At 70.8% G+C, this 20252-nt stretch carries 23 protein-coding genes, 1 tRNA gene and 1 pseudogene; 13 read left to right on the top strand and 12 right to left on the bottom strand.

Annotated features, from left to right (window positions below; all coding sequences use genetic code 11):
* Positions 1-126: 126 nt before the first annotated feature.
* Positions 127-642 (bottom strand): hypothetical protein, encoded by a 516-nt coding sequence (locus tag ACLQ2U_RS30200; RefSeq protein ID WP_425754295.1) that lies wholly within the window; start codon positions 640-642, stop codon positions 127-129.
* Between the two features lie 287 nt (positions 643-929).
* The gene (locus ACLQ2U_RS30195; RefSeq protein ID WP_425754294.1) at positions 930-1079 is read right to left on the bottom strand and encodes a hypothetical protein; all 150 of its coding nucleotides are present in this window, start codon (positions 1077-1079) and stop codon (positions 930-932) included.
* Between the two features lie 217 nt (positions 1080-1296).
* Here ACLQ2U_RS30195 and ACLQ2U_RS30190 point away from each other — a divergent pair, with 217 nt between their 5' ends.
* Positions 1297-1911 (top strand): hypothetical protein, encoded by a 615-nt coding sequence (locus ACLQ2U_RS30190; RefSeq protein ID WP_425754293.1) that lies wholly within the window; start codon positions 1297-1299, stop codon positions 1909-1911.
* Positions 1912-1943: 32 nt separating this feature from the next.
* Positions 1944-2438, top strand: coding sequence for a hypothetical protein (locus tag ACLQ2U_RS30185; protein ID WP_425754299.1), 495 nt, complete (start codon positions 1944-1946; stop codon positions 2436-2438).
* Positions 2439-3222: 784 nt separating this feature from the next.
* Here the strand turns inward: ACLQ2U_RS30185 and ACLQ2U_RS30180 are convergent.
* Positions 3223-5499: a PEP/pyruvate-binding domain-containing protein gene (locus ACLQ2U_RS30180; RefSeq protein ID WP_425754292.1), complete on the bottom strand. Its 2277-nt coding sequence runs from the start codon at positions 5497-5499 to the stop codon at positions 3223-3225.
* Positions 5500-5599: 100 nt separating this feature from the next.
* Here ACLQ2U_RS30180 and ACLQ2U_RS30175 point away from each other — a divergent pair, with 100 nt between their 5' ends.
* Together ACLQ2U_RS30175 and ACLQ2U_RS30170 are read left to right on the top strand one after the other, a co-directional pair.
* Positions 5600-5938, top strand: coding sequence for a PadR family transcriptional regulator (locus ACLQ2U_RS30175; RefSeq protein WP_425754298.1), 339 nt, complete (start codon positions 5600-5602; stop codon positions 5936-5938).
* Complete coding sequence (locus ACLQ2U_RS30170; RefSeq protein ID WP_425754291.1) at positions 5920-6630, top strand: permease prefix domain 1-containing protein; 711 nt, start codon at positions 5920-5922, stop codon at positions 6628-6630. The genes ACLQ2U_RS30175 and ACLQ2U_RS30170 overlap by 19 nt, the downstream gene beginning before the upstream one ends.
* 253 nt (positions 6631-6883) lie before the next feature.
* Here ACLQ2U_RS30170 and ACLQ2U_RS30165 read toward each other — a convergent pair whose 3' ends face one another.
* Both ACLQ2U_RS30165 and ACLQ2U_RS30160 read right to left on the bottom strand, forming a co-directional pair.
* A complete protein-coding gene (locus ACLQ2U_RS30165; protein ID WP_425754290.1) occupies positions 6884-7342 on the bottom strand; it encodes an ArsI/CadI family heavy metal resistance metalloenzyme in 459 nt (152 codons plus the stop codon).
* A gap of 25 nt (positions 7343-7367) precedes the next feature.
* A complete protein-coding gene (locus ACLQ2U_RS30160; protein WP_425754289.1) occupies positions 7368-7520 on the bottom strand; it encodes a hypothetical protein in 153 nt (50 codons plus the stop codon).
* Between the two features lie 76 nt (positions 7521-7596).
* On the opposite strand from ACLQ2U_RS30160, the pseudogene ACLQ2U_RS30155 reads away from it, so the two are divergent.
* Positions 7597-8049, top strand: a pseudogene (locus tag ACLQ2U_RS30155) (metalloregulator ArsR/SmtB family transcription factor); the annotation flags it as partial.
* Positions 8050-8162: 113 nt separating this feature from the next.
* Here the strand turns inward: ACLQ2U_RS30155 and ACLQ2U_RS30150 are convergent.
* Positions 8163-8249: transfer RNA gene (locus tag ACLQ2U_RS30150), tRNA-Ser, on the bottom strand.
* Between the two features lie 75 nt (positions 8250-8324).
* Here ACLQ2U_RS30150 and deoD point away from each other — a divergent pair.
* From deoD to ACLQ2U_RS30135, 3 genes are all read left to right on the top strand, one after another.
* Positions 8325-9032, top strand: a complete 708-nt coding sequence (gene deoD, locus ACLQ2U_RS30145) for a purine-nucleoside phosphorylase (protein ID WP_425754288.1) — start codon at positions 8325-8327, stop codon at positions 9030-9032.
* A 145-nt stretch (positions 9033-9177) separates the two neighbouring features.
* A complete protein-coding gene (locus ACLQ2U_RS30140; RefSeq protein WP_425754287.1) occupies positions 9178-9816 on the top strand; it encodes a TetR/AcrR family transcriptional regulator in 639 nt (212 codons plus the stop codon).
* Positions 9813-10280: an acyl-CoA thioesterase gene (locus ACLQ2U_RS30135; protein WP_425754286.1), complete on the top strand. Its 468-nt coding sequence runs from the start codon at positions 9813-9815 to the stop codon at positions 10278-10280. The genes ACLQ2U_RS30140 and ACLQ2U_RS30135 overlap by 4 nt, the downstream gene beginning before the upstream one ends.
* Before the next feature lie 40 nt (positions 10281-10320).
* On the opposite strand, the gene ACLQ2U_RS30130 is transcribed toward ACLQ2U_RS30135, so the two are convergent.
* From ACLQ2U_RS30130 to ACLQ2U_RS30115, 4 genes are all read right to left on the bottom strand, one after another.
* Complete coding sequence (locus ACLQ2U_RS30130) at positions 10321-10854, bottom strand: nucleoside deaminase (protein WP_425754297.1); 534 nt, start codon at positions 10852-10854, stop codon at positions 10321-10323.
* 232 nt (positions 10855-11086) lie between these two features.
* Positions 11087-11608 carry a tRNA adenosine deaminase-associated protein gene (locus ACLQ2U_RS30125; RefSeq protein WP_425754285.1) on the bottom strand — a complete coding sequence of 174 codons (522 nt, stop codon included), beginning with the start codon at positions 11606-11608 and terminating at the stop codon, positions 11087-11089.
* Positions 11609-11726: 118 nt separating this feature from the next.
* The gene (locus tag ACLQ2U_RS30120) at positions 11727-11894 is read right to left on the bottom strand and encodes a hypothetical protein (protein WP_425754284.1); all 168 of its coding nucleotides are present in this window, start codon (positions 11892-11894) and stop codon (positions 11727-11729) included.
* A 73-nt stretch (positions 11895-11967) separates the two neighbouring features.
* Positions 11968-12357, bottom strand: coding sequence for a hypothetical protein (locus ACLQ2U_RS30115; RefSeq protein ID WP_425754283.1), 390 nt, complete (start codon positions 12355-12357; stop codon positions 11968-11970).
* A gap of 78 nt (positions 12358-12435) precedes the next feature.
* On the opposite strand from ACLQ2U_RS30115, the gene ACLQ2U_RS30110 reads away from it, so the two are divergent.
* A complete protein-coding gene (locus tag ACLQ2U_RS30110) occupies positions 12436-13194 on the top strand; it encodes a M23 family metallopeptidase (RefSeq protein ID WP_425754282.1) in 759 nt (252 codons plus the stop codon).
* Positions 13195-13278: 84 nt separating this feature from the next.
* On the top strand, positions 13279-14349 hold the full coding sequence (locus tag ACLQ2U_RS30105; RefSeq protein ID WP_425754281.1) for a PHP domain-containing protein: 1071 nt from the start codon (positions 13279-13281) through the stop codon (positions 14347-14349).
* 46 nt (positions 14350-14395) lie between these two features.
* Here the strand turns inward: ACLQ2U_RS30105 and ACLQ2U_RS30100 are convergent, their stop codons facing one another.
* A complete protein-coding gene (locus tag ACLQ2U_RS30100; protein WP_425754280.1) occupies positions 14396-15379 on the bottom strand; it encodes a DMT family transporter in 984 nt (327 codons plus the stop codon).
* Between the two features lie 187 nt (positions 15380-15566).
* On the opposite strand from ACLQ2U_RS30100, the gene ACLQ2U_RS30095 reads away from it, so the two are divergent.
* From ACLQ2U_RS30095 to ACLQ2U_RS30085, 3 genes are all read left to right on the top strand, one after another.
* Complete coding sequence (locus ACLQ2U_RS30095) at positions 15567-17237, top strand: DUF885 domain-containing protein (protein ID WP_425754279.1); 1671 nt, start codon at positions 15567-15569, stop codon at positions 17235-17237.
* Between the two features lie 144 nt (positions 17238-17381).
* The gene (locus ACLQ2U_RS30090; protein WP_425754278.1) at positions 17382-18116 is read left to right on the top strand and encodes a class I SAM-dependent methyltransferase; all 735 of its coding nucleotides are present in this window, start codon (positions 17382-17384) and stop codon (positions 18114-18116) included.
* A gap of 95 nt (positions 18117-18211) precedes the next feature.
* Complete coding sequence (locus tag ACLQ2U_RS30085; RefSeq protein ID WP_425754277.1) at positions 18212-18964, top strand: class I SAM-dependent methyltransferase; 753 nt, start codon at positions 18212-18214, stop codon at positions 18962-18964.
* 131 nt (positions 18965-19095) lie between these two features.
* Here ACLQ2U_RS30085 and ACLQ2U_RS30080 read toward each other — a convergent pair whose 3' ends face one another.
* Positions 19096-20217, bottom strand: coding sequence for a DUF3068 domain-containing protein (locus ACLQ2U_RS30080; RefSeq protein ID WP_425754276.1), 1122 nt, complete (start codon positions 20215-20217; stop codon positions 19096-19098).
* Positions 20218-20252 lie beyond the last annotated feature (35 nt).

Here is a 20252-nt window from a genome sequence, read left to right as displayed (position 1 = left end):
GATGCCCGACCAGCGCCGCCGTGTCCAGCAACTCGCGGTCGAGACCGGATCTACCCTGCACCCACCAATTATCGACCAAACCCGATCAAATCGGTAGACCTGCACGCCGCATTATTCAGGGGTCTCCTAGCGCAGCTCCTCGTTCAATCGGTCTCCGGCAGCGACCCTTGCCCGGTCGAGACGCTCCTCATCATCGTCGATGAGCGTCAGGATCTCGTAGGCGCAGTTCACCGCTCCCAGCGTCGCACCGGAAAAGACCTCGCGGTACAGCAGCCAGATGCCGCCCTGAGCGGCAGCAGCGCACTCGGCCGGAAGATCCCTGCCCTGGCGCGCGAGTTCGAACGGCTGACCTTCGCCCGCAATCATGAACAGCAGCGTCTCCAGGAACTTGAAGCGCGCTTTCGGGGAGGTCTCGTCGGCCAGGGCCGCCAGCGCCACGGAAACCATCGGCAGCGCCGGCTCCATGAGCACGGAGGGAGAGATCATGAAATGGCCGTCGAGCGCAACGCGGTCCACGTCACTGTCGGTCTGGGCCCGGGCAAGCTTCAACAAGTCACGGGCCAGGTGCGCCGCCGACCTGCCACACCCACACCGCAGGGACTTCCAGTCGTGTCCCGCGATCTCAAGCTCAACGATCTCCATTTGTTGACCAATTCCCTTTCCTGCATTTGCTGCTCGCTACGCGTACCGCGGCGAAGCCCTAGCCAGCGCCACCTCGTCCGCGCTGACTGCGAGCCTCGGCGTTGTGGGACCTCACAGCCCCGGCCGGATCCGGCTCCAGCGCTTCCGTAGCTCTGGCCACCGCCCCCGGGTCAGCCAGGCAGGGGTGGGTAGCCAGTTGGAGAGCACGTTCAGCGCTACCGCGACGATAACGGCCACGACGACGAGCAGGACTCCCGCCAGTGACACCCGCCTATTGATTCACCGGCTCACCGGCCGGGGCTCGTTCCGACGGGCGTGCGACGACGACGATCGGCGAGCGCCGCGCAGGGCCCGGCGGCGAGCAGCAGGGCCGCCACCGCGGCGGCGCCGAGGACCAGCCGGTGGTCGACCACCGTGATCAGGCCGGCGCCCGCCACCAGCGCCAGCGTGGCGGGCCCGAAGGGCGTCGCGATGGGCCAGGACTCTCGTCGTACCGAAGCTCATGGCACCTCCCCCGCACGGACCGATTGTGTCCCGGACGGCGGTCGTGGCGCTTCCCCGGCGCGCTCGGCCGGTACGGTGCGGGGATCGACGACGGCCGGCATCCGTCGTACACATGTTCCATCCACAGGGTGTGGATGGCGGGGGGATCGGATGAGTTACCAGCTCAGCGCGGTCGTCGCGGACGTCGAGCTGCTGCGCGAGCAGACCGCGGGCCTGGACCACGCCGTGCTCGCCGCGCTGCGCCAGGACTTCGCGCTGCTGCCGGTGACGCCCCAACTGGTGCAGGAGCTGACCGGCGCGCTGCCCGACTTCGCCACCGGGGACCCGGACGCCCACCAGCCCTTCCAGCTGGTCTTCTCGCCGGCGCTGGCAGAGCTGCTGGCCCGCTGGTCGCGGCGGGGGCCGGTGGCGTACCTGGAGGCCGGCTTCGCCGGCGGGGCCGGCCACCAGGCGTCGGTGGTATGGCTGGACGGGCACCTGATTTGGGGGCCGCGGTTCGACGACACGTTCGAGCTGCCGCGCCCCGAGTGGCCGATCAACGCGGCGCTGGTCCGGCTGGGCGCCGAGCCGGGCCGGTGGATCGACCCCTTCGCCGAACTGGGGCTGCACCTGGAGCGGCACACCGACGGCTGGCTGACCCACGGCCGGCGGGGACTGACCGCCGACTACTGGGACGAGCTGGCCGAGGAGTGGGAATCTCAGCAATCCGGCGTCGACCAGCAACCTGAACGCCCCGGTCCCGTTGGGGACTGGGGGATGCCATGAAACTGCGACAATTCGGCTTCATTGCCATGCTACTGACGGCCGCCTCGATCGCCGGCAGCGGCGTCAGTCCACAAGGGCCGATGCCGCCGGCCCGGCCGGTCGGCGACGCCGAGGTGGTCGGCCTGGACGGCCTGGGCGGCATCGAGTTCGGCGATACCGAGCAGGAACTCGCCCGACGCGGCGTGCTGCGGGCCGAGGTCGACGCCTGCGGCCCCACACTGGCCGGGCACGAGGAGGTCAGCCCGATCTTCGTCGACGACCGGCTGGTGCTGCTCTGGCTGGACGACCCGATGAGCACACCGGAGGGGATCACGGTCGGCACGCCGGTCAGCGAGGTCCGGGTCCGCTACCCGACGGCGAGCCGACTGCACGCTCCACAGGGGACGTACCGGTTCGACGGCCTGCTCGCCCGGGACGGCGACCGGGCGTACCTCTTCCTGCACGACGGGGTCGCCGTCCGGAAGATCATCGCCGGGTACGCCGACTGGGCCCGGCGCCTCTTCGACGAAGGCCACGGCCCCTGCTGAACGAGGCGACCGGACCGGCCGACAAGACGGTTGTCCGGCGGTGGATCGCCGTGGATGTCAGGTCGCGAAGTGGCGGCGTGGAGCAGCGGACCTGGAGCCTTGACAGGCCTCCCGCCTACCGCGACGTCTGGCTCTACAGGGACGGTGATCGCTAGCTGGGTACGGCCGCGGGAAGGCAGCGCCGAAGGCGGCCGCTAACTCACTTGGCAGCTACTTCTCTGGGGTGCCCGGACCAACCTCGCCACGCTTCAGGTGCTCGGCGTTGCGGTCGGCTTCGCTGTGGGCGTGCGCAGCCGCGGTACCTGGGTCGGTGGTTCGGCGTCCCTCGGCGTCCTGATACACCTCGCCGCTCTCGAGCGCTTGCTCCTCCTGCCGCCGACTCTCGGGTGTCGTCACGACGACCCACTTACCCTGCACTCGCACCAGCAAACGGCCGCACCGGCGACAACATCAGACCTAAGCGGCAACACCCGCAACGACATCTTGAAGCGGGCCTCAGCCCTCGCTTGTAGTTCTGGGCAGCCTGACGCCCCGCGTCCACCTCCAGCCGGCCCGCCTGCGTCCGCCCCGTCAGAAGCACGCGATGGTGCACCGTCGTTCGTCATCGTTGCTACAGGCGCTGCTACACCCTGACAACCGCCGGACCAGCGGATTAAGAGGACTCGCGTGGGTCGGTGGTCACTCCGTCCGACCTGCTGCAGGTCTGCCCGCTCGGTGTGCTGGACGTGCGTCGTTTGCAGGGGCGGTGGGGTCACGCGGGGGTCCACCAGACCGGGCGGCGCCCTTATTCCCCTGGGACGGATCTCCCACCCGCAGGCATGACAGGTTGGATGTGAAGTGTGATTGTTCCTGCGGTGCCGTCGACGGTCACGAGTTGCCCGGGACGCAGTCGTTGGGTGGCGTCGCCGGTGCCGACGACGGCGGGGATGCCGTACTCGCGGGCCACCAGGGAGGCGTGTGCGGCTAGGGTGCCGCCGTCGGTGACCACGGCGGCGGCGCGCGCGAATAGCGGTGTCCACGCTGGGGCGGTGGCCTTGGCGACTAACACGTCGCCATCGGCGAAGGCGTCGAAGTCCTCCGGTCCGTGCACGATGCCGACTTTGCCGGTGGCTCGGCCTGCAGAGGCCGGATGCCCGACGATCGCGCCCTCCGCGATCTCGGTGGTGCTGCGGGCCGCTTGGACGGCGCGTTCGATGACGTCGCCAATCACTCGCATGGGACGGCCGAGGGTCAACGGCGCGGCCAAGCGGCGCTGACGCTGCCATCGCGCGCGCCGCTCGGGGACCTTAGCGCTTAGGTGGCCGGGGTCGCCGGCGACCGCGTTGTTCATTTCATCGCGGGTGCAGAAGTGAATGTCATCGGACTGCTCGATCACCCCCAGGTTGACCAGGTGTCGCCCTAGTCGGCCGGCGCAGGCCCGTAAGACGGGCCAGGCGAGGGTGAACTCGCGCGCCTGCTCTTCGCGGATAACGGCGAAGCGCTGATTGACTTCCAGCAGCCGGTCGAAGTCAGCCAGCCGCTGCGGGTGGTCGGCCAGCGCCGCTCGGCAGCGCTGTTCGGCAACCATCCGTTGTTCAGCAAGCTGGCCATGCCGGTCCGTGGCTCGGAGCGGTTGCCCTGTGGCGAGTTCTCCGGCGACCGGGTAGTACCAATCGAGGCTCTGTACGGCGTGCGCGCCGGCCACCGGTTGGGCGCCGGGGAGTCCACGCAGCAGCACCTGCGACCCGCCCTCACTGTCGGGAAGCACGTCGACCAGGTGCTGCCGGGTGAAGCGAGTCAGGCGAGCTTCCATCTTCCACGCCGATCCACCGACGATCGCCAGGTACCAGAGGTAGATCCCAGCCTCTCGCCCGAGTGCGTCGACGAGTTCGGCCAGTCGCCGTGGCGGTGCCGTGCCGACCTCAGCCTCAGCCCACTCGACAAGCCGTCGATAGCCAGGCAACTGCTGTTCACGCCACGTCCGCTCCAGTTCGGACAGGGCGGCGCGGTAGGCGGCGGCCGGGTCATAGCTCACCCGGATCAATGCGTTGAACAGGATCTTCACTGCCCGCCTACGGCCCTGCCACAGCACTCCGGCCAACAGTCTCGGTGACGGGATTGGCGTGGCGTTGTAATACCAGCCGTTGACCAGCGCGTACCGGAACGGCACCCGCACCCCAACGCTGTCGTACATCCCATCGAGGTAGCCGCCCTCCAGCACGGGTAGCAGCCAGCTGGCAAACAGTGGGGTGACCGCCTCCGGGAGCCATTCCCCGAGCCGGAAGTTGCGCATCCACAACCCCGGCCCTGGCGCCGTCCACGACACCGGCTCCGGCACGGCGGTCATCGGCCGGGCCTGGAGCAGCCACAGCCCGCCCGCCCGGTCGATAGCCCACTCGACGTCCTGCGGGTGGCCGTCGTACCGGTCGGCGATCCGACGCGCCAGCTCCGCGACAGTGTCGGCCTGGACGTCGGCGAGGACACGCCCACCGTTGGGAGCGGACCGGGTCATCACGGTGCGGCTGGCGGTCACCGACCACTCTTCGCCGGTCGTCTCACCGGACACCAGCGGATCACCCAAGCCCGCAACGGCGGTCACCACCGCCTGGTCCCGGTCGCCGGTCACCGGATGCGCCGTAAACGCCACCCCGGCCGCAGCCGGGTCGACCATCACCTGCACCAGGACCGCCATCGCTGCCGTCGCACCCCCCTGCCGCCGGTGGTAGGCAGTGACCCGCTCACTGGCCGCCGCGGCGAAGCATCGCCGCACCGCCTCACCCAGCCCGTCGGCCGGCACATTCAGGTACGTCTCGTAAAGGCCGGCGTATGAGGCATCCGGTAGGTCCTCGGCCGCACCCGACGAACGCACCGCGAACCGGTCCCCGCCCAACCCCTCGGCGACGGCCGCAAGCCGTACGTCCAACTGCGGGTCATCCAGGGCTGCGGTGGTCACCACCACCCCGGGCGGTACCGAGAACCCGGCCGCGGACAGGTCCGCCAGCACCGCCGCCTTCCCACCGATCACCGGCCGGTCGACCGCACTCGCCTCCGCCAGGTCCACGACCAGCAGGTTGGAGTTCATCCCCCACCCCCATATGTAGCATCACAAAGTATTGTGACGCTACAGTAGAGGCGCTGGCGGCAGCCAGCAAGAAGGAAGAAGGGAGCCGCCAGTGTTGCCGATGCGGCCGGAACTGCTCAAAGGCCATCTCGACGCGCTGCTGCTCGCGGTCTTGGAACCCGGGCCACAGCACGGCTACGCCGTGATCGAAGCTCTCCGTACCGGCAGCGACGGGGCACTGGACCTGCCGACCGGCACCGTCTACCCGGCGCTGCACCGCCTCGAACGCGCCGGCCTGATCGCCAGCGATTGGCAGACCGTCGGCGGCCGCCGCCGCCGCGCCTACCACGTCACCCCGGCTGGGCACGCCGCGCTCGGGGAGCAGCGTGCGGTCTGGGACAAGTTCTCCACCGCCGTCACCGCTGTACTGGGCAGGCGGGCATGGCCAGCGACCGCGTAAGCACCCCAGCGGGCGAGGCACGCCTCGACGCGTACCTGAGCGACCTCGCCGCACGGCTGCGTGGACCACGTCGGCGCCGCGAGCAGATCCTCGCCGAACTGCGCGACGGACTGGACCACGCCATCATCGACCACACCACCGCGGGCCTACCTGAAGGCGACGCGGTCTCCGCCGCGATCGCCCAGTTCGGTAACCCACAAGCGGTCGCCGAGGCGTTCAGCGGGGAACTGGCCACCGCCTATGCCCGGCGCACGATCGCCTGCTATATCGCCACCGGACCCCTCGTGGGCATCTGGTGGTTCCTGCTGCTGCAGCCCCACCCCTGGCGCACCGGCCTCATCGCCCTGCTGGCCGCGATCCCCGTCATTCCACTGATCATCATCGCGATCGCGATCGCCGTCGGAACCTTCGCCACCACCGGCCGTCTCATGCGCTGGCTACCCGAAGCCAGCCCCCAACACGCACTCGCCGCCACCGTCACCATCGCCGCCCTTGCGCTCGCCGGGGATGTCACGGTGATCGCGATCTACCTCCGGTCAGAGTTTCCGGCGCAGTCACTCGCCGCCTTCGCCATCGCCGCCAGCCTCACTCGGATCACCTTCGGCCTCGTCACCATGCGCCAGGCCACCACGATGCACCACGTCAGCCTCACCGCTGACCGTCCAACGCCCACGCCAACAGAGGACCGGTGAGTAGTCCGGGTCGTGAAGCCTGCGGTTCACCAACTACAGGTAAGCCCGACCGACTCTCGCTGGTCAGTCGATCGGACACACGCCGTGACGTGTCCAAACGTCGTGGCCACTGGTCGTCGTTGGTCATGCCTGTCTGTCGCTCGACGGCCTGGCGGCAGCGGCGCCCTCGGCCCGCTTTCCCGGACATCAACCAAGACGTAGCGCGTTTGCGCGCCCGTCCTCAGGTTGAGAACGGGCGCGCACACCGCAATGGTCAGCAGCAGCTTGGTGCGGCTCCGGTGGTGGCCGGCTCCTTCTCGGCGGCCGGGGTGCAGCAGGCGCTCTCGGCGGCCTTCTGGAGTTGGTCTGAGTCGGCCTTGACGGTGTAGACCTCCCAGGGCTCGTTGCCGGGGCCGCGCACCCAGACCTTGTCCTGGAGGGCGTAGCAGCACTCGGTGCTGTTCTCTTCAAGGGTGATCAGGCCGGCGTCGGTGAGCCGCTGGGTGGCGGCGTTGACCTCGTCGGTGCTGAACACCTCGACGCCCAGGTGGTCCATCACGGTGGGCTGCTCGGGCTCACCTTCGAGCAGCACCAGCTTGAGCGGCGGGTTCTCGATGGCGAAGTTGGCGTAGCCGGGGCGACGCTTGGCCGGCTCGGTGTTGAACAGCTTGGAGTAGAAGGCGACGGAGCCTTCGAGGTCGGACACGCGCAGGGCGAGCTGGACACGGGACATGGGATTTCCTCCTGCTAGGTGTGGTTCAGCGGACGAACAGATTGGTCAGCACGGTGGTGCGGGTGCGCTCGTAGCGGGCGTCAGCGCGGCAGGCTGAGGTGCAGACCTGCCCGCACGAGTCGCACAGCGTCACGCCCTGGGCGTTGATGGCGTGACGGCGGCGGAAGACCTTGATCACGGCTCCCCCTTGCCTAGATGGTTTTCGAAGCAGCCTCAACGCTGCACTCTGTTTTGAAGTCTGTCAACCTAGAGGCATGTCGAAACAAGCCCTTCCGGTGGTGGACCTTCAAGCGGTGGCTTGCTGCCCCCCGCTGGCGGTCCGTCCGCTCGACGTGGACCAGGCGGCGGTGGTCGCGCCGATGTTCAAGGCCCTCGGCGACCCGGTCCGGCTGCGATTGATGTCGATGATCGCCTCGGTACCCGAGATGTGCGGGTGTGATCTGACCCCGGCGTTTGACCTGTCCCGGCCGACGATCTCCCACCATTTGAAGGTGCTGCGGGAGGCCGGCCTGGTCGACTCCGAGCGCCGGGGCACGTGGGTGTGGTGCCGGGTCAAGCCGGAGGCGTTCCTAGGCGTGGCCGAGCGGGCGGTGATGGGCATCATGGGCTGGTCGAACTCCGCCATGGCCGCCCGGTACCAGCACCTGACCGCTCAAGTCCGCCGGGACATCGCCCTGCGCGTCGGTGGGCTGCTTTGGGAACGGCCGCGGGGCGACGGCGCAGACGGCCGGAAATCGGCCTCTTCAGCCTCAACTGAGACCGGAAGCGGAACGCCCGGCCTATCCGTGGGGATCGACCGGGCGTTCTCGCATGTCACGAGCGGTGGCGGCGGGATTTGAACCCGCGGAGGGCGTTAACCCTCACACGCTTTCGAGGCGTGCTCCTTAGGCCACTCGGACACGCCACCGCCGACGAGGGTACAGGACCGTGGGTTGGGATGCCGAACCGGTATCTCCGAGGCCGGCCTGGCAGGATCTTTGCCATGAGTACGCACATCGGCGCGAAGCCGGGAGAGATCGCCGAGCGGGTCCTGATGCCGGGCGACCCGCTGCGGGCCAAGTGGATCGCGGAGACCTACCTCGAGGACGCCACGTGCTACTCGACGGTCCGGGGCATGCTGGGCTTCACCGGCCGCTGGAACGGCGTCGAGGTGTCCGTCCAGGGCTCCGGCATGGGCATGCCGTCCGCCTCCATCTACGCCCACGAACTGATCAACGAGTACGGCGTGAACACCCTGATCCGGGTCGGCTCCTGCGGCGCGCTGAGCGAGGACCTCCAACTGCGCGACGTGATCGCGGCGATCGGGTCGTCGACCGACTCGAACATGAACCGGATGCGGTTCGACGGTCTGATCGACTACGCCCCGGTCGCCGACTTCGGGCTGCTACGTACCTCGGTCGAGGCGGCCGAGCGGCGCGGCATCACCATGCACGTCGGGCCGATCCTGGCCGCGGACGCCTTCTACACCGACCGCCCGGACCTCTACGACACCCTGGCCGACTACGGCGTCCTGGCGGTGGAGATGGAGTCGGCGGCGCTCTACACGATCGCTGCCCGGTTCAAGGCCCGCGCCCTGACCGTGCTGACCGTCAGCGACCACATCAAGACCGGCGAGAAGACCACTGCCGAGGAGCGCGAGCAGACCTTCTCCCAGATGGTCGAGATCGCCCTCGACACAATCATCGCCTGATCTTCGTCGTTCCCCGCGCCGCCCCGTCATCCCTGATGGCGGGGCGCGCCGATTTTCGGCGGCCCGGACACCTCGCGCCGACCGGTGACGACCGTCACTGCTCAAATCAATACGACCGGTCGTGCTTTTTGTTTACCCTCTCCCCATGACAGTCGACGGACGCGTCGCGCGGGGCGAGCGCACCCGCACCGCCGTGCTGGACGCCGCCGTGGCCCTGGCCACCGAGGCCGGCCTGCACGGGCTCTCCCTCGCGCAGCTCGCCGACACACTCGGCGTGAGCAAGTCCGGCCTGTTCGCGCACTGGCGGTCCAAGGAGTCGCTCCAGATCGCGACCGTCGACCGGGCGGTGGAGCAGTGGCAGGAGCGGATCATCGGCCCGGCCCTGCGCGCCCCGAGGGGCGTACGGCGGCTCCGGGCCCTGCACGAGGCCCGGATCGACTTCTACGCCGCCCGGGTCCTCCCCGGCGGCTGCTTCTTCGCCAACACCGAGTTCGAGTACAACGCCCGACCCGGCGCCGTCCGGGACCGGCTCGCCGAGGCGTCCGCCCGGTGGACCGCCTTCCTGGAGCGACTCGTCCGGGAGGCGGTGGCCGCCGGCGAACTCCCCGCCGACGTGGACGTCCAACTGCTGGCGTACGAGATCGACGCGCTCGGGATCGCGGCCGTGGTGCGGTCCCGGCTGCTGGACCCCGACGCCGCCTACCGGCACGCCCGTCACGGCGTGCTGACCCGCCTTCGGGCGTTGTGCCCCGACCCGACCCTGCTACCGGAAGGCCTGTCATGAGCCACGCCATCGCCGACCAGCCCGTCGTCGAGTTCGGCCACGTCGAGCACGTCACGGTGCACTTCGACGACCTCGACGCCATGGGCATCATGCACAACGCCCGGTACGCGGTGCTGCTGGAACGGGCCCTCACCCCGTACTGGGCCGACCGCGGCGTCTCCTTCCAGGGCGAGCAGAACAGCGCACCCGACGTGTTCCACGCGGTACGCGAGTTCACCATCACCTACCGGGCCCCGATCACCGCCACCGGTCCGGTGGCCGTGCACTTCTGGCTCGAACACTTCGGCACCAGCAGCGCCGAGTACGCCTACCAGTTCCGCTCGGTGGACGGCGGCACCGTGCACGCCGAGGGTCGGCGGGCGATCGTCCGGCTCGATCCGGCGACCCTGCGGCCCACCCCCTGGACCGACGCCGCGCGGGCGGTGGCCGCGACGCTGCTCCGTCCCGCCCCGGCACCGGCCTGACCCGCGCAGCCCGCCCGGGCCGACTGGACGGGCGCAGGGGTCAGCGGAAGAAGGCGCGGAGGATGGCGGCGTTCTCCGCCTCCAGCACCCCGGCGTAGACCTCGGGGCGGTGGTTGAGCCGGCGGTCCCGCAGCACGTCCCAGAGCGAGCCGGCCGCGCCGGTCTTCGGCTCCCAGGCGCCGAAGACCACGGTCGAGATCCGGGCCAGCACCAGCGCGCCCGCGCACATCGTGCACGGCTCCAGCGTCACCACCAGCGTGCAGTCCTCCAGCCGCCAGCGGCCGAGCCGTTCGGCGGCCCGGCGCAGCGCCAGCACCTCGGCGTGCGCGGTCGGGTCGCCGGTCAGCTCGCGCTCGTTGCGGCCGACGGCCAGCTCGGTCCCGTCCGGGCCGTAGACCACCGCGCCCACCGGCACGTCGTCCACGGCCGCGCCGCCCTCGCGCGCGCCGCCCACGTCGCTCGCGGCGGGCCCGGCGACGTCGCCCAGGTCGCCCGGAGCGGGCCCGACGGCGTCGACCGGCGGCGGGGCGGGCACCACGGGGCCGGTGACCGCGATCTCCAGCGCCCGGCGCATCCACAGCTCGTGCCGCTGCCGGCGGCCGGCGGCGCCCGGGTCGGCCAGCCCCTCGTGCGCGCCGGGTCCGACCCGACCCGCCCGGCCCGGGGTGGGCTGCCCCGGCCGTACCGTCTCCAGCGCCGGATCGGTCGCGTCGGCCGGCTCCTCGGCGCCTGCCAGCGGCGAGCCGCCGCCGGACAGGCGGGGTACCGGGTCGCCGCCCGGGTCCGCCGCCCCGCCGGGGGCCGGGTCAGACCTCACGCAACTCCTCGACCTCGTCGGCGCAGCCGAGCACCTGGCACACCTCGGTCGTCACGTCAGCCGGCAGCTCGTGGGCGCAGAGCCGGAGCAGTCGCTGGGCGGAGATGCCCAGGTCGGCGAGGATGTCGGCGTCGCCGACCGGGTCGGCCTCGGGGTCCACCGCCGGCTGCTCGCTCTCCTCGTCCCCGGAGGCGGCGGGCGGGGGTTCGTCGCCGTCCTCGAGCCCGGTGACCGAGGTCTTGAGGTCGCCGACCAGCAGCGCGCCCAGCCGGGACTCCTCGGCGTACGCCGAATCGGATCCGAAGACCCGCAGGTCCTCCCCCTCGTCGAGGCGCAGGATCACCAGGTACGCGTCGTCGGCCTCGACGAAGAGCAGCGACAGGTCAGCGTCCGGTTCGACGTCGCGGAGCCGCTCGGCGACGTCGTCGATGTCGGTGGCGCCCCGCAGGTTCACCTCGGCGGCGTTCCAGCCGCCCTCGTCGCGCACCACGGCGGCAGCGAAGTACGACACGGTCCCCCCAATGGCCTCGGCACAGCACGCCGACTCGTTACGCGTGCACGTTAACCGGTCGGGTCGGCAGGCGACCGGTCAACGCCCCGAAGGGCCGGTCAATCCTGAAAAAGTCGGATCAGCTCGCGACGCGGCGGCGGGTGGCGATCAGCTGCCGCAGCCGCTCGGTGCGCTCCCGCTGCGGCTTGTCGCGCTGTCGTACCGCACGGGCCCCCGCCAGCTCGGCGAGGATCTGCAGGCGGCGACGGCTCCGCTCGGGGTCGAGCCGCAGGGTGGTCCAGGCCATACCGCGAAGCGTGCCCAGTCACAGCGAGTACGTCAAGATGGTGTTCGGTGCGCAGCCGACCGATGACCGGGCGTCACCACATCGGCCAGTCCGCGCTGGTCGCCCAGCGGACCACGACCACCGCGAACGCGATGCTCCAACCACCCGCAGTGACGATGGCGACGCCGGTTCCCACTCCCCGGTCGCCGTACCGGACCAGCGCCAGGGCGGCCAGCCAGGCCAGCGCGCCGGCGATCACGGTCCACCAGGCGTAGCCGGGGACGTCCCGGCCGAGCAGGCCGAAGAGCACCAGCCAGGTCGCGGCGAGCGCGGCGCCGGCGGCCACTCCGCTGCCGGTGACCGGGTGCGGTTCGCGCCAGGTGGGCCGCTGCGGCGGGCCGGACGGGAAGAGCCCCGAGGGGATACGCGCCAGCTGGCCCGGACCGGTCGCCGGCGGGGCCGGAAAGGGGGGCTGACCGTTCATCGCCGTCACTGCTCCCGTTCACGGAGGGTGGTGCTGCCGGGGGACGCTCCCACCGTATCCGTCTGCCAGGATGTCCGAATGTCCTCGCGATCGATCGGCCGCCGTCGTGCGCTTCCGGCGTACCCGGTCCTGCTGCTGCTCGCGCCGGCGCTGCTCGCCGGGTGCGGGCCGGCCGAGCGGCCGGCCGCGGGGCCGAGTCCGGTCCGGGACGGCCCCAGCGCCGTGGCCACCGCGGACCAGCCGGCGACCGCCACCCCGGCGCCGGCCCGGGGCACGCCGTCGGCCTCGCCGAGCCGGACCGACCCGCGGCGGGTCTTCCCGGTCCGGGCCGACGACGTCGCCTACCACCCGACGCACTCCGGGTACCCGGGGACGGACATCTTCGCCGACTGCGGCGAGCCGGTGGTGGCGGTCACCGACGGGACGATCCTGGAGGTGAACCGGGTGGACCGGTTCGACCGGCGCGGGCCGTTGGGGCCGTACAACGGTGGGCTCTCGGTGTCGCTGCTCGGCGACGACGGGGTGCGGTACTACGGCTCCCACCTCAGCGCGATCAGCGCCGGGATCGACGCGGGCGTCCGGGTCCGGGCCGGGCAGCAGGTCGGCAGGCTCGGCCGGACGGGGAACGCGAACAACGTCTGCCACCTCCACTTCGGGCTCTCACCGAAGTGCACCGGGCACGACGACTGGTGGATCCGGCGGGGCGTGATCTGGCCGGCGAAGTACCTGGACTCCTGGCGCGACGGGGGCAACCGGTCGCCGGCCGCCGAGGCGACGGCATGGGAGCGCGAACACGGCTGCCCGAAGGCCCCGCGCACCGCCGGCCCCGCCGGCTGACTGAATCTGCCGTACGCCTGACCCACCACCACCGGCCCGCGCCGCCGGTCGTCCCCCGACCGGCGGGGGCGTAGTTTGCAGGGCATGAGCGCCCGGGACCCCATCGCCGACCTGCGCCGGATCGCGTTCCTGCTGGAACGGGCCAACGAGGCCACCTACCGGGTCCGGGCGTTCCGCTCGGCGGCCAAGGCCCTCGCCGCGCTGCCCGCGAAGGAGCTGGCCGAGCGGGCCCGCACCGGGAAGCTCACCGAGCTGTCCGGGGTGGGCGACGTCACCGCCCGCTGCGTGGCCGAGTCGGTGGCCGGCGAAGAGCCGGTCTACCTGCGCCGGCTGGTCGCCACCGAGGGCAGCGACCTGGACGCCGAGGCCACCGCGCTGCGCACCGCGCTGCGCGGTGACTGCCACACCCATTCCGACTGGTCCGACGGCGGGTCGCCGATCGAGGAGATGGCGCTCGCCGCGGTCGAGCTGGGGCACGAGTACGTGGTGCTGACCGACCACTCACCACGGCTGAAGGTGGCCCGGGGGCTCACCGCCGACCGGCTGCGCAAGCAGCTCGACCACGTGGCGGCGGTCAACGACGCGCTGCCCGAGGGCTTCCGGATCCTCACCGGCATCGAGGTGGACATCCTCGCCGACGGCTCGCTGGACCAGGACGACGAGCTGCTGGCCCGGCTCGACGTGGTGGTCGGGTCGGTGCACAGCGGGCTGAACGACGAGCGGGCGAAGATGACCCGGCGAATGCTGGCCGCGATCGCCAACCCGCACCTGGACATCCTCGGCCACTGCACCGGTCGGATGGTGTCGTCCCGCCCGGCCGGGGTGAAGGGCCCGGGTGACCGCGCGCACCGGGCGCGTACCCGGGCGGAGAGCGACTTCGACGCGGACGCCGTCTTCGCCGCCTGCGCCGAGCACGGCGTGGCGGTCGAGATCAACTCGCGGCCGGAACGGCAGGACCCGCCGAAGCGGCTGATCCGCCGGGCCCTGGAGGCCGGCTGCCGGTTTGCGATCAGCACCGACGCGCACGCCCCGGGGCAGCTCGACTGGCAGCGGTTCGGCTGCGAGCGGGCGGCGCTCTGCGGCGTGCCCGCCGATCAGGTGATCAACACCTGGCCGGCCGACCGCCTGGTCGAATGGGCCGCCCAGCGGCGCTGACCGGCCGCGAGGAAGATCCACTCCAGATCGCCGACACGGGGGTGGATCAGGCTCGGGCGGCCGGCTCGGCTGCCGGGACGGCGGGGGCGGCCGCCGGAACCGTCACGCGGGGGCGACGCGGGCCGACCAGGCCCTGCGCCACGGCCACGCCGAGCAGCACGACCAGCGCGCCGACCGGCTGGTGCCAGTTCAGCCGCTCGCCGAGCACCATCGCGCCGATCAGCACCGCGAAGACCGGGATCAGGTACGTCACGGTGGAGGCGGTGCTCGCCCCGGCCACCCGGATGTTGCGCAGGTTGATCACGAAGGCCAGCCCGGTGCCGAGCGCGCCGAGCGCCAGCACGCTGGCCACCACCTGCACCGAGAGGCCGGTCGGCGCTGGCGGCGCCCCGGCCACCAGCGGCGCGACCACGGCGAGCTGCACCGTGGCGACCAGCAGCTGCGCCGCCGACAGCGAGAGGCCGGAGTGCGAGCTGCCGGCGATGAACTTCTTCTGGTACGGGATGGCCACGCCGTAGCAGGCCGCCGCGCCGAAGCACATCAGCTGGCCGGTGAAGTGGGCGCCGCCCACGCCCTCCCAGACGCCGAGCACCACCAGCACGCCGAGGAAGCCCAGCCCGAGCCCGACCGCCCGGCGGGTGGTCAGTCGCTCGGTACGGAAGACCAGCACCGCCAGCGGCAGCACGATCAGCGGGGTGGTGGCGTTCCAGATGCCGGCGAGCATCGACTCCACCCGCTGCTCGCCGAAGCCGAAGAGGGTGAACGGGATCGCCACGCCGAACGCGGCGACCACCACCAGGTGCGCCCAGACCCGGGGCTCGCGCGGCAGCCGGTCGCGGAGCAGGGCGACCACGGCCAGCAGGGTGAGCGCACCGGTGGCCACCCGGTAGAGGGTGAGGTGCAGCGGGTGCAGCTCCTCGATCCCGACCTTGATGAACAGGAAGCTGGAACCCCAGATCGCGGCGAGCGCGACGAAGCCCGGCAGCCAGCTGCGCACCGCCGACCGGTCAGGAGTGATGTCGGGTGTCACCCCTTGCACTCTGCCGCAGCGGTACGACGAAGTCCCGCGATATTCGGACGTCGTGTCGACCGCCACAGCCAACGCACCGCGCCGGTGGCGCGCTGTTGCCGGTTGACGCCGAACCGTCCCGAACTGCTGCCCTGAACACGGCAAACACGGTCGACATCCGCACCGGTCGGTCACGTAGGGTCGCCCCGTGGGACGAATCGATGACCTCGCGAACCGGTACGTGGCCGACTGGGCTCCGCTGAGCCCGACCGGTGCCACCTACGTCGGCATCTCCGGCTACGACGACCAGCTCGACGACCTTTCCCCGGGCGGGTACGCGGCCCGGGCCGACCTCACCCGGCGCACCCTGGCCGACCTGGACGTGACCGAACCGGAGTCGGAGGTGGAGCGGACCGCCAAGGAGGCGATGCAGGAGCGCCTCGGCCTGGACCTCGCCCGGTACGACGCCGGTGAGGTGACCAGCGAGGTCAACGTCATCGCCAGCGGGCTGCACGAGATCCGCATGGTCTTCGACCTGATGCCGACCGAGGGTGAGCAGGCGCAGGCCAACGTCGCCGCCCGGCTCAACCGCTTCGGGAGCGCGCTGGAGGGCTACAAGGCCACGCTGCGCGAGGCGGCCGCCGCCGGCCAGGTCAGCTCGAAGGTGCAGCTGGTCGAGGTGGCCAAGCAGTGCGACATCTGGACCGACCCGGACGGCGACAACTTCTTCCACGGCCTGGTGGAGCGCCTGGGCGCGGACGGCACGCTCGGCGCCCAGCTGCGCCGGGGCGCGGCGGCGGCCACCGCGGCGACCGCCGAGTTCGGCCAGTTCCTCCGCAACGAGCTGGCCCCGCACGGGCGGGACAAGCAGGCCGCCGGCCGCGAGCGGTACGAGCTGGCCTCGCAGTACTTCCTCGGCGCCAAGGTCGACCTCGACGAGACGTACGCCTGGGGTTTCGCGGAGCTGGCCCGGCTGGAGGCCGAGATGCGGGCGGTGGCCGGGCGGATCGTCGGCCCTGGCGCGACCACCGACGCGGCGGTCGCGGCGCTGGACGCCGACCCGGCCCGGACCATCCAGGGCAAGGAGGCGTTCCGGGACTGGATGCAGGCGCTCGCCGACAAGGCGATCAGCGAGCTGCACGGCACCCACTTCGACATCCCGGAGCAGGTCCGCCGGATCGAGTGCTGCCTCGCCCCGACCAGCGACGGCGCGATCTACTACACCGGCCCGAGCGAGGACTTCTCCCGCCCGGGACGGATGTGGTGGGCGGTGCCGCAGGGCATCACCGACTTCTCCACCTGGCGCGAGGTCACCACGGTCTACCACGAGGGCGTGCCGGGTCATCACCTCCAGGTGGCGCAGACCGCGGTCCGCGCCGAGCTGCTCAACCGCTGGCAGCGGCTGCTCTGCTGGGTCTCCGGGCACGGCGAGGGCTGGGCGCTCTACTCGGAGCGGCTGATGGACGACCTGGGCTACCTGGAGGACCCGGGCGACAAGCTCGGCATGCTCGACGGGCAGGCGTTCCGGGCGGCCCGGGTGATCGTCGACATCGGCATGCACCTGGAGCTGGAGATCCCGAAGGACAACCCGTTCGGCTTCCACCCGGGCGAGCGCTGGACGCCGGAGCTGGGCTGGGAGTTCATGCGGGCGCACTGCCGGGTGCCGGACGAGAATCTGCGCTTCGAGCTGAACCGCTACCTGGGCTGGCCGGGGCAGGCCCCCTCGTACAAGGTGGGCGAGCGGATCTGGTTGCAGGCGCGGGATGAGGCGAAGGCCCGCAAGGGCGCCGACTTCGACCTCAAGGAGTTCCACCGGCAGGCGCTCGACCTGGGCTCGCTCGGGCTCGACCCGCTGCGCAAGGCGCTGGGTCGCCTCTGAGTACGGGACCGGGGGTCGGGCACCGGCGAGAAGCCGCCGCCCGACCCCTGGTAGTTCACCGACCCCGGCCGGGGGGTGTTGAGCGGGCCGGCGCTTGGGGAATCGGCGCCGACCCGCGGGGCGGGCTGGCCTAATGTGTGGCCTGTGGAACTGGATGAGCTACGGCGCGACTGGACCAGGCTGGGCACAAAAGACCCGCTCTGGGCGGTATTGTCGCTGCCTGGAAAGCGCGGGGGCAGTTGGGACGTAGAGGAGTTCCTGTCCACCGGGCGCGCCGATGTCGACGAAACGGTCCGCTGGCTGGATCAGCTCGCCCTGCCCACCCAATGGGGTCGAGCGCTGGATTTCGGCTGCGGGGTGGGTCGGCTGTCGCAGGCCTTGGCGGGCCACGCCGATGAGGTGATCGGCGTGGACATCGCCCCACCCATGCTCGACGCTGCCCGCCAGTTGGACCGTAGCGGCGGGAAGTGCCGGTTCATCCTCAACGACACCGCCGACCTGAGCCGTTTCCCCGACGGGCATTTCGACCTGGTTTACAGCGCACTGGTGCTGCAGCACCTGCCCCGTGCGGCGATCGATCGCTACTTGATCGAGTTTCTGCGCATACTGCGCCCGGGCGGAGTCGCCGTCGTTCAGATGCCGACGAAGACAATGCCAACGGTCAAGGGCATGGTATGGCGGGTCGCGCCGTACCGACTCATCAGTTGGGGGCAGCGCCGACTACTCGGCTACCCAGCGCCGATGAGAATGACGGTTGTGTCCGACCGCCATATGGCCATGGTGGTTACCGCGCATGGTGGGGAGATTGTCGGGCAGAGGCCAGATCTGCCGTACGTCGAGGATTGGCGATGCACGCGGTACGCGCTGCGCCGCTCGTAGCGATCCATCGGCCACCTCCACGAGCGCGACCCTTGGACCCGCCGGCTTTCCCGTAGAGTGCACTCGCTGGTTTTGGGCGGTCGCGGGGAGACAGCGTGACGGTGCGGTTGATCGACTACTACGACGCGCAGGGGTGGGGCGGCGAGTTTGCCACGGGGCTGGAGCCCCGCCAGCGCATTGCCCAGGAACTGGTCGTCGCCACGCTGGCCGGCCGGTCCGGCCCGCCCGCGACCGTGCTCGACGTGGGTTGCGGCGACGGGAGCTTCCTGGCTCAGCTCGACGCGCAGGTCGGCGATCCTGCGGTGAGTTGGGTCGGGGTCGACTACTCGGAACATCAACTCGCCAAGGCCGCCATGCTGCCCTATGAGTTCCACAAGTGCGACCTGGGCGAGGGCATCCCGCTTCCGGACGCGTCGGTGGACCTGGTGCACGCCGCCGAGGTGATCGAGCACCTCTACGACCCGGACCTAATGGTGGAGGAGTGTGCCCGGGTGCTGCGGCCCGGTGGCCACCTGGTCGTCACCACGCCCAATTTGCACGCCTGGTACAACCGGGTCCTCTTCCTCGCCGGCATCCAGCCCGTGTTCCACGAGACGTCCAGCCGCTCTACCGAGGTGGGAGCGGGGCCGCTGAGCCGGCTCAAGCAGGACACCCGGCCGGTCGGCCATCTGCGCCTGTTCAACCGCACGGCGCTCGTCGACCTGCTGTGCCGTGAGGGGTTCCGCCCGCTGACGGTGCGCGGTGCCCGGTTCCCAGGGGTACCCAGGTCGTTGCATTGGCTGGACGGCGCCCTCGGTCGCCGCCCGTCGCTGGCGTCCATCCTGGTGGTGCTCGCGGTCAAGCGCTGAGGGCGGGATGGCACCGGCCGGGGCAGGCGCCGTCGTACAAGGTCGGCAGCGGGATCTCGCTACATGCCCGCAACGACGCGAGACGGGGGTGAGGGGCCGGTCTCTCGGCCGCTCACCCCCGTCTCGTCGCGTCAGCGTCGTTCTGCCTCGTCGGGCGCGGAACGCTGGATCGGCGCGGTCGTGTCGTCTGACCGCCAGTTTTGCGACGCTGGCGGCAGCTCGTCGGTGAGCGGACCGCCGCGTCCCTCCATCGAGTCGTCTCCGGAACTGTGCCGCGGCGACGGCGACGGATCCGCCCGGCGGCGCGCCACCAGCAGACCACCAATGATGGAAGCAACGCCGAGGATGGTCAGCGTGATCGGTCCGTACAGCCTGACGGTTTGCAGTTGCTGCCGGCTTTCCCGCGCGCGTTCGACGGCCGCGGCCACCGTTTCCGGGGTGCTGTCGAACGTGGCGTCCAGCAGGACCGTCCCCAGTCCGGAATTGGGCACGAGCGCCTTGCGCTGGACTTCCTGCACCTTGAGGTACGACCCGGTCAGCGGCTCCACCCAGACGGTACGTGTGTTGCTGTAGACGACCTTCCCCTCGGTCGCGCCCGGGGCGAAGCTTCCCAGCAGCGCCGCCACCCGCCCGTCGTCCATCCGGAGCTCCTGGTCGTCGATGACCTGCTCGAATCGATAGACCTCGACTCCGTCGACCGTCTCGGTGCCGATATAGCGGGCGGGTAGCGCCTTGCGCACATCCCGGTCGTAGATCCGATATTCCTTCTTCTCAGTGTTGAAGGGGAACTTGTAAACCTGGCCTTCAAACAGCACGGCCGCCCGCTCCTCGGCCTCATCGAGCCACTGGCCGTTCCAGAACAACCCCTCGCCGGAGACCCGGTCGATGGCCAGCTCGGCTGCGTACGCGCTGACCTGTTCCTTGAGGTCGGTGCGTTCGACGGTCTGGCCGACCGTCCACACCACGGCAGTCGAGTCAAGGTCCCCGGTCAGGTCCGCCGTCGCCTTCGCGTTTGGCTGAACCGCGACGGTCGAGCGCAGGGTGGCCTGGTGGGTCTTGATCTCGACGTTGTCGCCGATTTTCTTGATCTGGAGGAAACGCGCCCCCGGCGCCTCCACCACCGAAACCGACCGCTCAAGGTCGTACGGAAGCTTCGTCACAGCGGGCGCGACGACGAAGGCCAGGCCGGCGGCGAACACCAGGAGCAGGGCACCGAGGCCAAACAGCACGGTACCGATGGCGCGGTGCTTCATGTTTCCTCCCCAAGAGGACTTGAATTTCGTCAGGT

The organism is Micromonospora sp. DT47, from assembly GCF_049844475.1.
In the GTDB taxonomy this organism is placed as follows: Bacteria; Actinomycetota; Actinomycetes; order Mycobacteriales; family Micromonosporaceae; genus Micromonospora.
Note: the sequence above shows the minus strand (reverse complement) of the source record. Positions and strands in the feature narration are given on the sequence as shown.

Bases quoted from the DNA above. Each gene is read 5' to 3' on its own strand.
- ACLQ2U_RS30170 (WP_425754291.1), top strand. From the start codon at position 5,920: ATGGCCAGCGACCGCGTAAGCACCCCAGCGGGCGAGGCACGCCTCGAC.
- ACLQ2U_RS30120 (WP_425754284.1), bottom strand. From the start codon at position 11,894: ATGGCCTGGACCACCCTGCGGCTCGACCCCGAGCGGAGCCGTCGCCGC.
- ACLQ2U_RS30165 (WP_425754290.1), bottom strand. From the start codon at position 7,342: ATGTCCCGTGTCCAGCTCGCCCTGCGCGTGTCCGACCTCGAAGGCTCC.
- ACLQ2U_RS30110 (WP_425754282.1), top strand. From the start codon at position 12,436: ATGTCCTCGCGATCGATCGGCCGCCGTCGTGCGCTTCCGGCGTACCCG.
- ACLQ2U_RS30105 (WP_425754281.1), top strand. From the start codon at position 13,279: ATGAGCGCCCGGGACCCCATCGCCGACCTGCGCCGGATCGCGTTCCTG.
- ACLQ2U_RS30190 (WP_425754293.1), top strand. From the start codon at position 1,297: ATGAGTTACCAGCTCAGCGCGGTCGTCGCGGACGTCGAGCTGCTGCGC.
- ACLQ2U_RS30135 (WP_425754286.1), top strand. From the start codon at position 9,813: ATGAGCCACGCCATCGCCGACCAGCCCGTCGTCGAGTTCGGCCACGTC.
- ACLQ2U_RS30200 (WP_425754295.1), bottom strand. From the start codon at position 642: ATGGAGATCGTTGAGCTTGAGATCGCGGGACACGACTGGAAGTCCCTG.
- deoD (WP_425754288.1), top strand. From the start codon at position 8,325: ATGAGTACGCACATCGGCGCGAAGCCGGGAGAGATCGCCGAGCGGGTC.
- ACLQ2U_RS30115 (WP_425754283.1), bottom strand. From the start codon at position 12,357: ATGAACGGTCAGCCCCCCTTTCCGGCCCCGCCGGCGACCGGTCCGGGC.
- ACLQ2U_RS30175 (WP_425754298.1), top strand. From the start codon at position 5,600: ATGCGGCCGGAACTGCTCAAAGGCCATCTCGACGCGCTGCTGCTCGCG.
- ACLQ2U_RS30180 (WP_425754292.1), bottom strand. From the start codon at position 5,499: ATGAACTCCAACCTGCTGGTCGTGGACCTGGCGGAGGCGAGTGCGGTC.
- ACLQ2U_RS30080 (WP_425754276.1), bottom strand. From the start codon at position 20,217: ATGAAGCACCGCGCCATCGGTACCGTGCTGTTTGGCCTCGGTGCCCTG.
- ACLQ2U_RS30130 (WP_425754297.1), bottom strand. From the start codon at position 10,854: ATGCGCCGGGCGCTGGAGATCGCGGTCACCGGCCCCGTGGTGCCCGCC.
- ACLQ2U_RS30140 (WP_425754287.1), top strand. From the start codon at position 9,178: ATGACAGTCGACGGACGCGTCGCGCGGGGCGAGCGCACCCGCACCGCC.